General features: G+C 50.5%; 2 protein-coding genes (1 of these 2 running past the window's edge). Both read right to left on the bottom strand.

What is annotated here, in order from left to right:
- Positions 1-12,326 carry the 5' portion of a non-ribosomal peptide synthetase gene (locus Xind_RS07305; RefSeq protein WP_187649758.1) on the bottom strand. The gene continues 12,340 nt to the left of window position 1, outside the view, so only the first 12,326 of its 24,666 coding nucleotides appear in the window; its start codon is at positions 12,324-12,326; the stop codon falls past the left edge of the window.
- A partial coding sequence (locus Xind_RS07300) for a non-ribosomal peptide synthetase (protein ID WP_187649757.1) occupies positions 12,323-16,154 on the bottom strand: 3,832 nt, incomplete at its 5' end. The genes Xind_RS07305 and Xind_RS07300, both read right to left, overlap by 4 nt.

Here is a 16,154-nt window from a genome sequence, read left to right as displayed (position 1 = left end):
GCAGCGAATGTTGTGGTTTCCGTTGGGCCATAACCGTTGATTAAGTGTGCTGGCTGCGACTCAGCCGACTGAACGCGTCGTATCTTGCTTGGGTCAAGTACATCGCCGCCAATAAGCAAGTAACGTAATTGACCAAACAAGCACTCAAGATCGTCTAAATACTCATTGAATAAACCCGACGTTAACCAGAGAGCTGTCACCTGTCCTCTGATAAGTGAGTGGCGGAAACTTTCTGGATCAAGCAACGTTGATTGCGGAATGACACATAAGCAGCCGCCATTTAACAAGGCAGACCAAATTTCCCACGTCGAAGCGTCGAAAGCCATATTGGCACAGTGAGCAATGCAGTCATCGGGGCCAATATCAACAAAGCCATTATTGATAATGAGACGAAGCACGTTGCGGTGCTCGACCATCACCCCTTTAGGCAATCCAGTGGAGCCTGAAGTGTAGATCACATAGGCCAGATGACGCGATGTTAAACCTAACGCCTGTGGCTTTGGATTGTGGGTAGGTTGTGTCGCTATAGCTGAATCTTGAACATCCAGTAATACAATAGGTACGGGGCTATCCAGCGTATCGCTCCAGGCTGTTTGGGTCAGCAAGATCACAGGGGCGGCATCTTCAAACAGATAAGCCAGCCGTTCGGCTGGATAGGTGGGATCGAGTGGCACATAAGCACCACCTGCTTTGAGAATAGCCAGTAAGCCCACGACCATATCCAGGCTACGTTCAGTACAAATCGCCACCCGATCATCCGGGCGAACACCTAGTTCAATCAGGTAGTGAGCCAGACAATTGGCACGACAGTTGAGCTCGTCATAACTCAACATCTGCTCTTCAAACGTCACGGCTATAGCATCTGGCCGCTGCACTGCCTGAGCTTCAAATAATTGATGGATGAGATTATCTTGCGGGAAATCTGTTTGAGTGGCATTGAAATTCATCAATAGTTGTTGCCGTTCTTCGGGAGGCAAAACCGGGATATTCCGAATCAATTGTTGTGGGTTGTGGGCCAGCGCATCAACCAAACCCCTCATGGCCGTAGCCAGATAGGCAGTAACGCGAGTTGGATCGATGCCCTCTACCGTTTGAGCGGTCAGTTGAAAATCGGTTCCCAGATCATCTACCGACAGGGTAATAGGATAATTTGTACGTTCTTCTGCGGCCAAGACACGCATACCGTCCCAAGTTGTGTTCGCCGCATCTGCTGTGTTGATTTGATTGTGACGGTAATTGAATAATGTGCTGAACAACGGTGTCGATTGCGCCATATTGCTGCACTGTTGTGCCAGCGACAACGGTGCTTGCTCATGCTCCAGTAGCATCATCAGACTATGGTAAGTCGCCTGCACCACTTCTTGTACCGTCTTTTGTTCGGTTTTGTTTTTTTGTCCAGTCTTGTTGGTCAGAGAAATCCGTATTGGTAATGTATTGATAAACATACCCAATATCCGATCAGCGCCAACGCCTCCCTGTAGTCGGCCCAACAGCACAGAGCCAAAGACCACATCATTACGGCCGCTGGTCTGCGCCAGTACTTGCGCCCAGCCTACATGAAACAACACACCCGGACTCACGCCCAGACGACGGGCTTGGATGCGGATAGCTTCCCCCAACGCGGGTGCGATAGGGAGACGATCTTCAATGACGAGGGCACCGCCGGTTTTTACGTTGAGGATGCCAAACGGAGCGGTCGGTTCGTCAATATCGGCAAGTTGGGTGCGGAAATAAGCCTCGTGTTCGCAGATCGGCACACTTAAGGTTTGGGCAATAAAGTTACGATAGGGTAGTGCTTCGGGCAGCATTGCGGCACAACCCTGTTGTATCTGCGCAATTTCCGCGAAAATCAGCGCCAGTGTCATATGGTCGCTGACCAGATGGTGGAAGCGTAGCGCCAGTAGCCATTCTTCTTGTACCGGATCATAAGTAATATCAGCAGCAAACAATGGCGCGTGGCTCAGGTCGAGGCGGTTCTGTTTCGGATCGGTGTAAGCTCGCAATTGAGCCGGAACGTCATCCACTGTAGCAGGAATAAAATTATTAACATGGAGGGGAGCCTGACGCCAAACTACCTGAACCGGTTGTACCAGTCCTTGCCAGTAAGCAGAAGTACGCAGGATATCGTGACGATCAATCACCTGTTGCAGGGCGATCAGGAAGGTATCAAGACGTTTGCGGGTATCGAAGGCGAGCAGGCTTTGCAGCAAATAGTCGTCACCTTGTTCCTGTAATAAGTAATGGAACAAAATCCCTTCCTGCAATGGCGCCAGCGGGTAGATATCCTGTACATTACTTGCTCCACCGGGGATTGTCTCAGCGATAGCATCAATTTCATTTTGTGCCAGTGAAACCAGCGGTAACATGTCGGGCGTGATAGTCGTGCAATCTGCGGGAATACGATTGGCCGGTGCCAGGTTGTTTGCTACCAGATTACCTGATACGGCCAAGGCATGGGTATCACGCCGGATAACTTGCGCCATATCGGTGAGGGTTGGTGCAGTGAATACACTACGAACATCAAGTTGCCAACCGAGATTACGTAGCCGCTCAATCAGGCTGACAATCATCAATGAGTGACCGCCCAGTTCAAAGAAGTGATCGTGACGACCAACTTGCTCTAACCCTAGCAGATTTTGCCAAACCTGAGCTAAAGCGATTTCTGCTTCACCATTCGGAGCAGCATAAACGCGCGTGGCTATCGCAGAGGAATCCGGTGCAGGCAATGCCTGGCGGTCAAGTTTACCGTTAGGTGTTAACGGAAAAGCATCCAGTATCACGAAAGCGCTAGGTAGCATATATTCCGCAAGATGCTGGCCGAGTTGCTGACGCAGCGTGGCGGGGATCAGTTCGATACCATCCAAAGGACGTAAATAGGCAACCAGCCGTTTCTCTGTTGTGTTCTTACTGGAAATCGTGTTCTCACTGGAAATATCTTCGCGAGCCAGCACCACGGCTTCACGTACTCCGTGACATTGCATCAATCTGGCTTCGATTTCTCCCAGTTCAATACGGAAGCCGCGTAACTTAACCTGAAAATCATTGCGGCCAAGGTATTCGATAGTACCGTCAGGGAGCCAGCGGCCGAGGTCACCGGTCTTGTACATGCGGGCTTTTGACGCAGGGAAGAAGGGGTCGGTCAGGAAACGTTCAGCCGTCAATTCAGGACGATTCAGATAACCGCGGGCAACACCGGCGCCGGCAATATAAATTTCGCCGGTCACACCAATAGGAACGGGCTGACTGTAGGTATCGAGAATATAAGCACGCAGGTCAGCGAGTGGTTGACCGATTAAACTACCACGTCCAGCGTAGATATCTGCTTCCGTGAGTTCACGGTAAGTTGCATGTACAGTAATTTCAGTAATGCCATACATATTAACCAGACGTGTCTGCTGTGTGGGATTACGTGCGACCCACGGGGCAAGTGTAGGCAATTCTAATGCTTCACCACCAAAGATGATGCAGCGTAGTGCATGGGGGGTATCTTCCTGAGCTGAAATCAACTGGCGAAAAGCACTGGGGGTTTGGTTCAGGATCGTCACCTGTTCATGGCATAACAGCGCATAAAACATCTGTGGTGAACGGGTACAATCAGCCGGGATCACGACAAGCCGACCACCATAAGACAGAGCACCCCATATTTCCCACACAGAGAAATCGAACGCGAACGAGTGAAACAACGTCCAGACATCATCACTATCAAACTGGAAACGTGCTTGGGTTGCGGCTAACAGACGAATAACATTGGCGTGTTCAATCATAACGCCTTTGGGTTTACCGGTAGATCCTGAAGTATAAATCACATAGGCCAGATGACGTGACGTCAAGCCCAATGCCTGTGCGTCTGGGTTATGAGTCGGGTAGATTGCCAGTGGCAATTTCGGGTCATCAAGTACCACGGTGATTACAACACGATCTATAAAACTGTCTACAAAACTATCCAGCCTATTGATCAACGTCGTTTGGGTAAGTAATACCACAGGAGCGGCATCTTCAAGCATATAGACCAACCGCTCCGCGGGGTAGGTGGGATCAAGCGGAACATAAGCCCCACCCGCTTTCAGGATAGCAAGCAGGCCCACCACCATATCCAGACTACGTTCGACACAAATTGCTACCCGATCATCAGGACGCACGCCTAGCCCAATAAGATAATGTGCCAGTTGATTGGCCCGGCGGTTCAGTTCGCCATAGCTGATAGTTTGTTGTTCAAATATCACAGCAGTGACATCAGGATGGTGTTCTGCCTGAGATTCAAACAATTGGTGAATTAAGGCATCCTGCGGGAAATCGGCTTGGGTGGTATTAAATCCGTTCAGTAACTGTTGTCGTTCCGATTCCGGCAACATGGGCAAGCGACTAATAATTTGTGTCGGATCAGCGACCATCGCCGTCAGTACATTCTGCAAGTAGTTGATCATGCGCACGACAGTCTCTGAGTCAAACAAATCAGTGGCATACTCTAAATTACCGAGCAAACCAACATCCGTTTCGCTCAGTGACAATGTCATATCGAATTGGGTGCTATGGCGCACTGGTTCAACCGCTGAAAGCTGTAAACCGGGTAGTGACAATGTTTGGGCTGGCGTATTGTTTAAAGCCAGCATCACCTGAAAAATGGGGCTGTAACTGAGGCTGCGCTCAGGTTGCAGTGCTTCTACCACTTGCTCGAAGGGCAGATCCTGATGCGCATAGGCGACCAGCGCCCGCTCCCGAACCTGCATGAGAAGATCGGTAACGCTGGCGGTATCATCCAATGTGACACGTAAAGCGAGCGTATTGGCGAAGAAACCGATCAATCCCTCCAATTCCCGATGCTGGCGGTTGGCAACTGGAGTGCCGATAACAATCTCATCCTGACCACTGAGGCGGGCAAGAACAATGCTCCAGGCCGTCAGAAGGGTCATAAATAGGGTCGCGTTATGGTGTTGTCCTAGTTTCTTGAGGGATGTCAGTAAAGCGACATCAAATTTAAAGGACGCCTGTCTACCGGCATAAGTCTGTGCTGGCGGACGTGGCCGGTCAGTGGGCAGATCTAATAAGGCCGGTGCACCTGCCAGTTGCTGACACCAGAAATCACGTTGTTCAGCAAAAGTCTCTTCTTGTCGCCTGCCGTGCTGCCAGACGGCATAGTCGGCGTATTGAATGGGCAGTGGTGGTAGCAGAGCATCGTAGCCATCGAGGGCAGCCCGGTAGAACGCCCCCAGTTCATGCACCAGCACACTAACAGACCAGCCATCAGTGATAATGTGGTGCAGCGTTAACAGCAGCACATGCTCTTCGTCCGACAGTTGCAGCAATTGACCGCGGATCAGTGGCCCCTGAGTCAAATCAAACGGTGTTTGTGCCTCAAAAGTGACAAGTTCCGTAATGTGATGAGTCTGTTCTTCTGGTGCTGACTGGCGCAGATCCTGGCAGGACAGCGCAAAGCCGATATCCGCCGGGGAAATGTACTGACAGGGTTGCTCTTCAACCAAAATAAAGCGGGTACGCAGGCTTTCGTGACGGGCAATCAGGCAATCAAGTGCGACAGATAAAGCGTGCTGATTAAGTTGTCCTGTCAGACGTAGTGCTACCGGAACATGATAAGCCAGACTGGCTGCCGGATCGAGTTGGTCAAGAAACCATAATCGCTGTTGGGTGAAAGACAGGGGCAACGGGTGGTTACGCTCAGCCGGAGAGATAATGGTGATTTGTTCGGTCGCTGAGAAATCGGCAGAAGTATCGTTGATCACCTGTGCCAGATCTGCCAACAGAGGCCGGGCAAAGAGTTGCTGCAATGGTAATTCTTGTGCCAGTTCTTGACGCACGCGTGAAGCGAGCTGGACAGCAAACAGTGAATGTCCGCCCAGTTCAAAGAAATGGTCGTAACGGCCGACTTTTTCAACCCCTAGCAGGTCTTGCCAGATTTTAGCCAGTATGATTTCAGTTTTACCGACGGGGGCTTCATAACCACGTGCTATCACTGCGGATAAATCCGGCATTGGTAATGCCTGACGGTCAAGTTTACCGTTAGGTGTCAGTGGGAAAGCTTTAAGCGTGACAAAGGCACTCGGCAGCATATAGTCGGCAAGATGTTGTGCGAGTTGCTGACGCAGTTCGGCGGGCTTCAGTTCAACGCCTTCCGCGGCGAGCAGGTAAGCAACCAGCCGTTTCTGGTTACCTGTTTTCTCATCAGACATTCCTTCATGTTGTTCTTTATGTAGGTCTTTATGTAAGTCTTCACGAACCAACACGATGGCTTCTTTTACCCCGTGACATTGCATCAATTTTGCTTCAATTTCGCCAGGCTCGATGCGGAACCCACGCAGTTTAACCTGAAAATCATTGCGACCAAGATAGTCAATATTGCCATCAGAGCGCCAGCGACCGAGATCACCGGTTTTATACATACGTGCATCGGGATAGGCAGAGAATGGATCAGACAAGAAACGTTCGGCCGTCAGTTCAGGACGATTCAGATAGCCGCGGGCAACTCCCATGCCAGCGATATAGATTTCACCGACCGCGCCAATGGGAACCGGTTGACCCTGCGGATCGAGGATATAGATCTGCGTGTTGGCAATCGGGCGTCCGATGGGCGGTGCTTCGGTTTCCTGACTGTCACATAAATACATCGCTGAACAAACAGTATTTTCTGTCGGGCCATAGGCATTAATCATACGCCGCCCTGTTGCCCAGCGTTTGACCTGCGAAGACGGGCAGGCTTCACCCCCGACCAGCAAAGTCTCCAATGTTTCTGGTACAGCATCCATCGCTGACAATGCAACTGGCGGCAGAAGCACATGGGTAATAGCCTGTGTTTCCAGTGTTTTCAACAAAGCCTCACCGGGCAACAATTTTGTACGCGAAGCAAGATGGAGGCTGGCCCCTGCCACAAGTGCCATACAGCACTCCCAGATACAGGCATCAAAGCTGTTTGAGGCAAATTGCAAGATACGGCTGTTGGAGGTAAGCGCCAGTGTATTTTGTTGATTGACAATCAGGTTAGTCAGGCCGCGGTGCTCGATCATCACCCCTTTAGGCAATCCGGTAGAACCTGAGGTGTAAATCACATAGGCCAGATGGCGTGACGTCAATCCCAATACCTGCGCATCTGGATTGTGAGCAGGCAGTGTTCTTAACAAGGCTGCTTGTACATCAAGTACCACAGTAGGAACAGGGCGGTTCAGCAGGTCAACCAGGGTAGTTTGGATCACGGTTTGGGTCAGTAATACCACGGGAGTAGCGTCTTCAAGCATATACGCCAGTCGCTCAGACGGATAGGCCGGATCAAGCGGTACATAGGCACCACCGGCTTTAAGGATAGCCAATAAGCCTACCACCATGTCTGGACTGCGTTCGACGCATATTGCCACCCGATCATCCGGGCGCACGCCTAATGAAATCAAATAATGCGCCAGGCGATTAGCGCGGCAATTGAGTTCACCATAACTCAACATTTGCTCTTCAAATACCACAGCAATCGCTTCTGGACACTGTACTGCCTGCATCTCAACAAGTTGGTGAATGAGAGCATCCTGCGGGAAATCCGCCTGAGTAGCGTTGAAGTCAACTAATAATTGTTGTCGCTCCGAGATTGGCAGAATGGGGATTTGCACAATAGCTTGTTGTGGATCACGAATCAACGCTTCAACCAGACCGCTGATAGCAGTGACCAGATACGTGTTTATGCGAACGGGATCGATACCATCCACAGTTTGGGCGGTCAGATGGAAATCAGTTCCCAGATCATCTACCGACAGAGTAATGGGGTAGTTACTTCGTTCTTCGGCGGCAATGACACGCATACCGGCCCAAATTGTCTCGTTTGCATCTGTATCGGCTTTACCAATTTGACTATGACGGTAATTCAGTAAGGTGCTGAACAGCGGCATGGATTGAGTTACACCACTACAACCTTGCGCCAGTACTAACGGTGTTTGCTCGTGTTCCAGCAGCGTCATCAGATTGCGGTAGGTAGCTTGTATCACTTCCTGTACATTGCGCTTATTTAAAGAAACACGCACGGGTAGAGTATTGATAAACAAGCCCAATATCCGGTCGGCACCAGTTCCTCCTTGTAAACGCCCCAGTAACACCGAGCCAAAGACCACATCATCACGACCGCAGGTTTGTGCCAGTACTTGCGCCCAGGCTACATGAAACAGCACACTTGGACTGACCTTCAGACGGCGGGCTTGGGTACGAATCGTTTTTGCCAGCGCAGAGTTAAGCGGAAACTGAGCTTGGCTGACAGGGTTACTGCCGTTTTGTACTTTGAGTATGCCAAACGGTGCGGTTGGTTCGTCAATATCAGCAAGCTGGGCGCGGAAATAAGTTTCGTGTACAGCAGCCGGTATGCTCAGGATTTGGGCGATAAAGTTGCGGTACGGTAATGCCGTGGGCAGTGTTTCAGCTTTGCCCTGTAATATTTGGGCAATTTCGGCAAAAATCAGCGCCAGTGTCATATGATCGCTGACCAGATGGTGGAAGCGTAGCGCCAGCAGCCATTCCTCCTGTGCCGGATCATGGACGATATCCGCAGCAAACAGGGGGGGACGACTCAGGTCAAGCCGATGCCAGCGCGGATCTGTGTAGGCTCGTAGCTGAGACGGGATGTCTTCCGCAGTGGCGGGGGTAAAAACATTAACCGTTAACGATGCCTGACGCCAGACCACCTGAACCGGTTGGGCCAGCCCTTGCCAACAGGCGGCGGTACGCAGGATATCGTGACGGTTGATGACTTGCTGCAAGGCAGAGAGGAAAGCATCAAGGTGTTCGCGGGTATCGAAGGCAAGCAAGCTCTGGAGTAAATAATCATCACCTTGTGTCTGCAACAGATGATGGAACAGAATACCTTCCTGCAACGGTGCCAGCGGATAGATATCCTGGATATTACCAGCCCCGCCGGAAGTTGCCTCGACGATGGTATCAATCTCAGTTTGAAACAGTGAAACCAGCGGCAGCATATCCGGCGTGATGGTAGTGCAACCGTCGGGGATTAAAACAGAAGGCACCTCAAAAATACAATTGCTGTCCTGATCTGCCAAGATAGCTTGCGCCAGTTCAGCAAGAACAGGCGTTGCAAATACACTGCGCATATCAAGTTGCCAACCGAAATGATGCAACCGTTCAATCAGACTGACAATCATCAGCGAATGACCGCCGAGTTCAAAGAAATGGTCGTAGCGACCCACTTGCTCCACGCCTAGCAAGTCTCGCCAAATTTCCGCCAGCGCCGTCTCGATTTCACCGACTGGCACTTCATAACCGCGTGCGATAAAAGACGATAAATCAGGGTCAGGTAGCGCCTGACGATCCAGCTTGCCGTTAGGGGTTAGCGGGAAGTCTTCCAGTATGATATAGGCACTGGGCAGCATATAATCGGCAAGGTATTGTGCCAGTTGCTGGCGTAGTTCAGCCGGCACCAGTTCAACGCCAGGCTGAGGCAGGACATAAGCCACCAGACGTTTTTGCCCCGCTGTGTTTTTATAGGAATTATTTTTATGGAAATCGTTTTTATCAGCAATAGGTTCTTCATGGGGGATATATTCACGCGCCAGCACTACGGCTTCGCGTACTCCGTTACATTGCATTAATCTGGCTTCGATCTCACCAAGTTCAATACGAAAACCGCGCAATTTAACCTGAAAATCATTGCGGCCAAGATATTCGAGATTGCCATCAGGCAACCAACGGCCGAGGTCGCCGGTTTTATACATACGGGCGTCCGGCAAGGCAGAGAAGGGATCAGGCAGGAAACGTTCGGCCGTCAGTTCAGGGCGATTCAGATAGCCACGGGCTACGCCGGCTCCGGCAATATGGATTTCCCCCGTCACACCAAGAGGCACCGGCTGACCATGCGGATCGAGAAGATAGATCTGCGTGTTGGCGATTGGACGGCCGATATGGCTGACAAAACCTGCCGTCCGGTGCATGCGTGTCCAGGTTGAATAAGTCGTCGTCTCGGAAGGGCCATACAGGTTGCACACATTATGAACAGACGAGCGGGCAAACAGATGTTCAATGACATGGGGTTTTAGTGCTTCTCCGGCTAAATTGACGGTTTTGGCGGTCATGGGAACCGCATTCGCTTCAATTAACTGTGTAATGGCAGAGGGTACGGTATTGATCAGACTGACAGGTTGCTCCGTTGTGACCAGCGACAGCACATTGGGGACAAGATAAACCGTGCCACCCGAAATCAGTGGAGCAAAACATTCATATACCGCCAGATCAAAATTCAGCGAAGTGGCAAGAAGGGTATGTGCCAGTTCTTCCGGGCTAAAAGTTCGTTGTGCCCAGGTCAGGAAATTCACTGCATTACGATGAGTGATCGCCACACCTTTGGGCTGACCGGTGGAGCCGGAAGTATAAATCACATAGGCCAGATGATGTGCTGTTAATCCTAACGTCTGCGTGTCGGGATTACGAGCCGGCTGTGTTTCAAGATACGGTTGTTGAGTATCGAGCATTACTGTGGGAACAGAGTTGGTGAGTTTGTCGACGAGTGTCGTTTGAGTCAGCAAAGCTATCGGCGTGGCATCTTCCAGCATATAGATCAGCCGCTCAGCGGGATAGGTCGGATCGAGTGGCACATAAGCACCACCGGCTTTCAGGATGGCAAGCAGGCCAATCACCATCTCCAGATTACGGTCAACACAAATGGCGACCCGATCATCAGGTTGTACTCCCAACGTAATCAGATGATGGGCCAGACAATTGGCACGGTTGTTCAGTTCTGCATAACTGAGCGATTGCTCTCCATATACCACAGCCGTTGCACCGGGAGTGCGGGCAACTTGATTTTCAATCAGTTGGTGAATCAAGGCATCCTGCGGGAAATCCGCCTGAGTGGCGTTGAATTCTATTAGCAGTTGTCGCCGCTCCAGAGCAGGTAGCATTGGCAGGCTGGCAATAGTTTGTGTTGCATCGGTTGTCATGGCTAACAGGACTTGCTTCAAATATCCCACCATGCGTTTAATTGTTGCAGAATCGAATAAATCGGCAGCATATTCTAAATCCCCAACCAGACCGGCATCGGTTTCAGTCAGCGATAATGTCAAGTCGAAATGGGCGCTCTGGCGCACTGACTCAATTGGCGTTAGTTGCAGGCCGGGTAATGTCAGGGTTTGTGATGGCGTATTGTTTAAGGCCAGCATCACCTGAAAAATCGGGCTGTAACTGAGGCTGCGTTCTGGCTGTAGCACTTCTACCACTTGCTCAAAAGGCAGATCTTGATGAGCATAGGCGGCCAGCGCCCGTTCCCGAACCTGTGCAAGCAGGTCAGCCACTTGGGGAGTATCATTCAGCGTGACACGCAAAGCCAGAGTATTGGCGAAGAAACCGATTAAGCCTTCCAGTTCAGGATTTGAACGATTAGCGACTGGCGTACCGATAACAATATCATCCTGACCACTCATCCGGGAGAGTACGATACTCCAGGCCGCCAGAAGGGTCATAAATAGGGTAGTGTTATGGTGCTGTCCGAGTGATTTAAGTGATTCCAACAAGGCGACATCAAGGTGGATCAAGACTTGGTTACCCGTATAAGTCTGCACTGGCGGGCGTGGCCGGTCAGTGGGCAGGGCCAATAAGGCCGGCACACCTGCCAGTTGTTGGCACCAGAAATCGCGTTGTGTCGCGAGAACATCTCCCTGCAACCAGTCACGTTGCCAGACGGCATAGTCGGCATATTGAATAGGCAGTAGTGGCAATAGATCATCGTGGTCGTCGAGAACTGCTCGGTAAATCGAGCCCAGTTCATGTACCAATACACCAATGGACCAGCCATCGGAGATAATATGATGCTGAGTCAGCAGTAATACATGCTCTTCATCATCCAGTTGCAGCAGTTGACCTCGAATCAGTGGGCCTTGAGTAAAATCAAACGGTGTCTGGGCTTCAAGAGTGGTAAGCTCCGCAATGTGACTAGCCTGTTCTTCTGGCGTTAATGAACACAGATCTTGGCAGGACAGAGTAAAACCAATATCAGCGGGGTCAATGTGCTGGCAGGGTTGCCCGTCAATCAGGACAAAGCGGGTACGCAGGCTTTCGTGGCGGGCAATCAGGCGATCAAGTGCGGTAGATAAGGCGTGCTGGCTAAGCTGTCCCGTCAGACGCAGCGCCACCGGAATATGGTAAGCCAGACTGGCAGCAGGATCGAATTGATTGAGGAACCATAATCTCTGTTGGGCGAAGGACAGGGGTAAAGGAAACCCACGCTCAGCCTGCTTAATAGGAGGTCGCTGCTGATGTTGCCGAGCTTGCAATTGCTCTTTAATTTTCTTTTCCAGAGCAGCACGTTTCAGAGCATTGAGGTTCATGTCTGTCTTTGTCATTGATTATTATCTCCACCTATAATTGCCATCAATTCTTCCATTGACATTGAATCAAGCGCGTTTTGGAGTGATTCAATATCACTTTCTCCTATAGCATCCATTTGTGCTGCCAAAATGATGTCGGCCTGTTCCATCAATTTGGGTGCAAGAAACAGTGAAGCGACAGGAATATCGACTAAAAATTCTGTTTGTATGCGCATTGCTAATTGCACGACCAACAGAGAATGACCACCGAGTTCAAAAAAGTGATCGTGGCGGCCCACGTGTTGCAGCCCCAACAAGTCTTGCCAAATCTGAGCCAAAATAGTTTCTTTCTCACCATCCGGTGCTTCATAACCACGTGCTGCGACAGCCGATGCATCAGGGGCCGGCAATGCCTGACGGTCAAGTTTGCCGTTAGGAGTGAGAGGAAAGGCTGTAAGCACCACAAAGGCACTGGGTAGCATATAGTCGGCGAGGTGTTGCGCCAGTTGCTGGCGTAGTTCAGCCGGTACTAATTCAACGCCAGCCTGAGGTATGACGTAAGCGACCAGTTGTTCTTGTAGCTTTTCCTCTTCACACAAAAGAACCACCGCTTCACGTACCCCATCACATTGAACTAACCTTGACTCAATTTCGCCAAGTTCAATACGGAAGCCGCGCAGTTTGACCTGAAAATCACTGCGACCGAGGTATTCGATATTGCCATCAGGCCACCAACGGCCGAGGTCGCCGGTTTTATACATACGGGCATCTGCGTCTGGAAAGAACGGATCAGGCAGGAAGCATTCAGCGGTCAGTTCAGGGCGATTCAGATAACCACGGGCAACACCTGCGCCAGCGATATAAATTTCACCAACAGCACCGAGAGGAACGGGATGACGTTGTTTATCCAGAATATAAATCCGGGTATTACTGATCGGTCGTCCGATGGGAATTTTTCTACCTTCGTTTTCAGTAGTATTTTCTTCAGTAGTACTTTCTTCAATAGTGCTTTCAATAGCAGTTCTTTCAATACATGGTATTTCATAGACTGTTGCGAAGGTGGTTGTTTCCGTTGGCCCGTATCCGTTCAGTAAGTGCTCCGGTGGGTAATCAGCCTTCAAACGAATGGCGGAATGGTTATCGGCTTGTTCGCCACCGAAAAGGACATAGCGTAAACCCGATAATGAGGGGGCAATCAAACTGGCGTATTGATTAAACAACGTCGTAGTAAGAAACAGCGCGCTGACCCCTTCCGATGACAGACACTGACCAAAGTGAGCTGGCTGTAGCAAGGTTTTTTCGGGAATCAACAGGATACGTGCCCCATGCACCAAACCAGACCAGATTTCCCAGGTAGCCGCATCAAATGAGATATTTGCACAATGGGCGATGCAGTCATCAGGCCCGATATCGGCAAAGCCATTATTGATAATCAGACGCAGGACATTGCGATGCTCGACCATTACCCCCTTGGGCAATCCGGTGGAACCGGAAGTATAAATCACATAGGCCAGATGACGTGATGTCAGACCTAACTCTTGTGCATCTGGATTATCGGTGGATTGCGTGGCTGGAGAGGTTTGCCGAGCAGCCGTTTCCTGCATATCAAGTAACACTATCGGTATTGAATCAGGTACAGAGTTGCCTGGCTTGTTGAGCCACTCTGTTTGGGTCAATAAGGCCATCGGCGTTGCATCATTGAGCATATATGCTAACCGCTCATGCGGGTTGTTCGGATCGAGTGGGACATAAGCACCGCCGGCTTTGAGGATAGCCAGTAAACCCACCACCATGTTCGGGCTGCGTTCGACACAAATTGCTACACGGTCGTCCGGACGTACACCCAATGCCATCAGATGATGAGCCAGCCGGTTGGCCCGACGGTTAAGTTCACCATAGCTAAGCGTCTGGTCTTCGAATACCACCGCTGTGGCATTAGGTTGACGTACTGCCTGAGCCTCGAATAATTGATGGAGCAGAGCATCTTGGGGGAAATCCGTCTGAGTGGCATTAAAATCGACTAACAATTGTTGCCGTTCTGACAGCGGTAATATGGGTAACGCCTGAATCTGTGTTTGCGGAGCATGAGCCAGGGCTTCGACCAAACCGCTGATCGCTGTCACCATATAATCGATTATCCGGGCAGGATCGATATCAATCACAGCCTGAGCCGTCAGATGGAAACCGGTGCCAAAATCATCTACCGACAAAGTAAGTGGATAGTTTGTCTGCTCTTTAGTTGCGATGACACGCATACCTGACCAGAATTCGTTTTTAGCCGGATTTGTGTTCGCGGTATCTGCCTTGCTGGCCTGAGAATGGCGATAATTCAGTAAAGCACTAAATAGTGGCATAGGCTGTGGGACGCTGCTACAGCGTTGGGCCAATGTCAATGGTGCCTGTTCATGTTCCAGCAGCATCATTAAATCACGGTAGGTAGCTTGCACCACGTCTTGTACATTATTACCGTTCAGAGAAATCCGTATCGGCAGCGTATTGATAAACATCCCCAATATTTGATCAGCACCAATTCCTCCCTGTAAGCGGCCCAACAGTACAGAGCCAAAGACAACATCGTTACAGCCACTGGTCTGTGCCAGCACCTGTGCCCAGGCCACATGGAAAAGCACACTTGGGCTGACACCCAGACGACGTGCCTGGATGCGAATCGTCTTCGCCAGTGCAGGTTCGACAGAAAGACGCGTTTCAGCAATTGGAGTATCGTTGCTTGATATTGTGAGTACACCAAATGGTGCTGTCGGAGAATCAATATCGGCAAGCCGACCACGGAAATAGGTTTCATGTGTTGTGGCCGGAATACTTGAAATTTGAGCAATAAAATTACGGTAAGGCAGAGCAGTAGGAAGCATTTCAGTGCGGCCTTGTAATATTAGCTCAATTTCAGCAAAGATAAGTTCCATTGTCATATGGTCGCTGACCAGATGGTGGAAGCGTAGCGCCAATAGCCATTCGTTCAGAGCCGGATCGAAAGCAATATCTGCGGCAAACAGGGGTGCGCGGCTTAGGTCGAGACGATGCTGGCGCGGATCCGTGTGAGCACGTAGTTGAGCCAGAACATTGTCAGCGATATTGTCCGACGACATAGCGGGGGTAAAGATATTGATATTCAGAGATGCCTGACGCCAGACCACTTGAACCGCTTGTGTCAACCCTTGCCAGCAGACCGCAGTACGTAATATATCGTGGCGGTCAATGACTTGCTGTAAAGCATTCAGGAAGATATCGAGATTTTCACGGGTATCGAAGGCGAGCATACTCTGTAACAGATAGGTATCACCTTGTGTCTGCATCAGGTAATGAAACAGAATACCTTCCTGCAACGGTGCCAGTGGGTAAATATCCTGAACATGACTTGCCCCGCCGGGAACTGACTCGACGATAACATCGATTTCAGCCTGTGCCAGTGAAACGAGCGGCAACATATCAGGGGTGATGGCAGTGCACTCTTCAGGGATCAGGTTTGGTGGTACTGCAAAGGTATTTACATCATCTTGATATGCCAAAATAGATTGCGCCATTTCAGTGAGTATCGGCGCAGAGAACACACTGCGAACATCAAGCCGCCAACCGAAGCTGCGTAACCTGTCAATTAAGCTGACAATCATTAATGAGTGACCACCAAGCTCAAAGAAGTGGTCATGACGACTGATTTGTTCCAGCTCCAATAAATCCTGCCAAATTTGAGCCAGAGTGGTTTCTATCTCACCCATTGGTGCTTCATAGCCACGTGTTGCCACTGCAAATAAATCCGGTGCCGGTAGAGCCCGACGGTCAATTTTGCCGTTAGGCGTCAGCGGGAAAGCCTCAAGGGTGACGAAGGCGCCCGGTAACATATAGTCGGCA

The organism is Xenorhabdus indica (assembly GCF_014467235.1).
Taxonomy (GTDB): Bacteria; Pseudomonadota; Gammaproteobacteria; order Enterobacterales; family Enterobacteriaceae; genus Xenorhabdus; species Xenorhabdus indica.
This window is presented reverse-complemented; position numbering and strand designations above follow the sequence as displayed.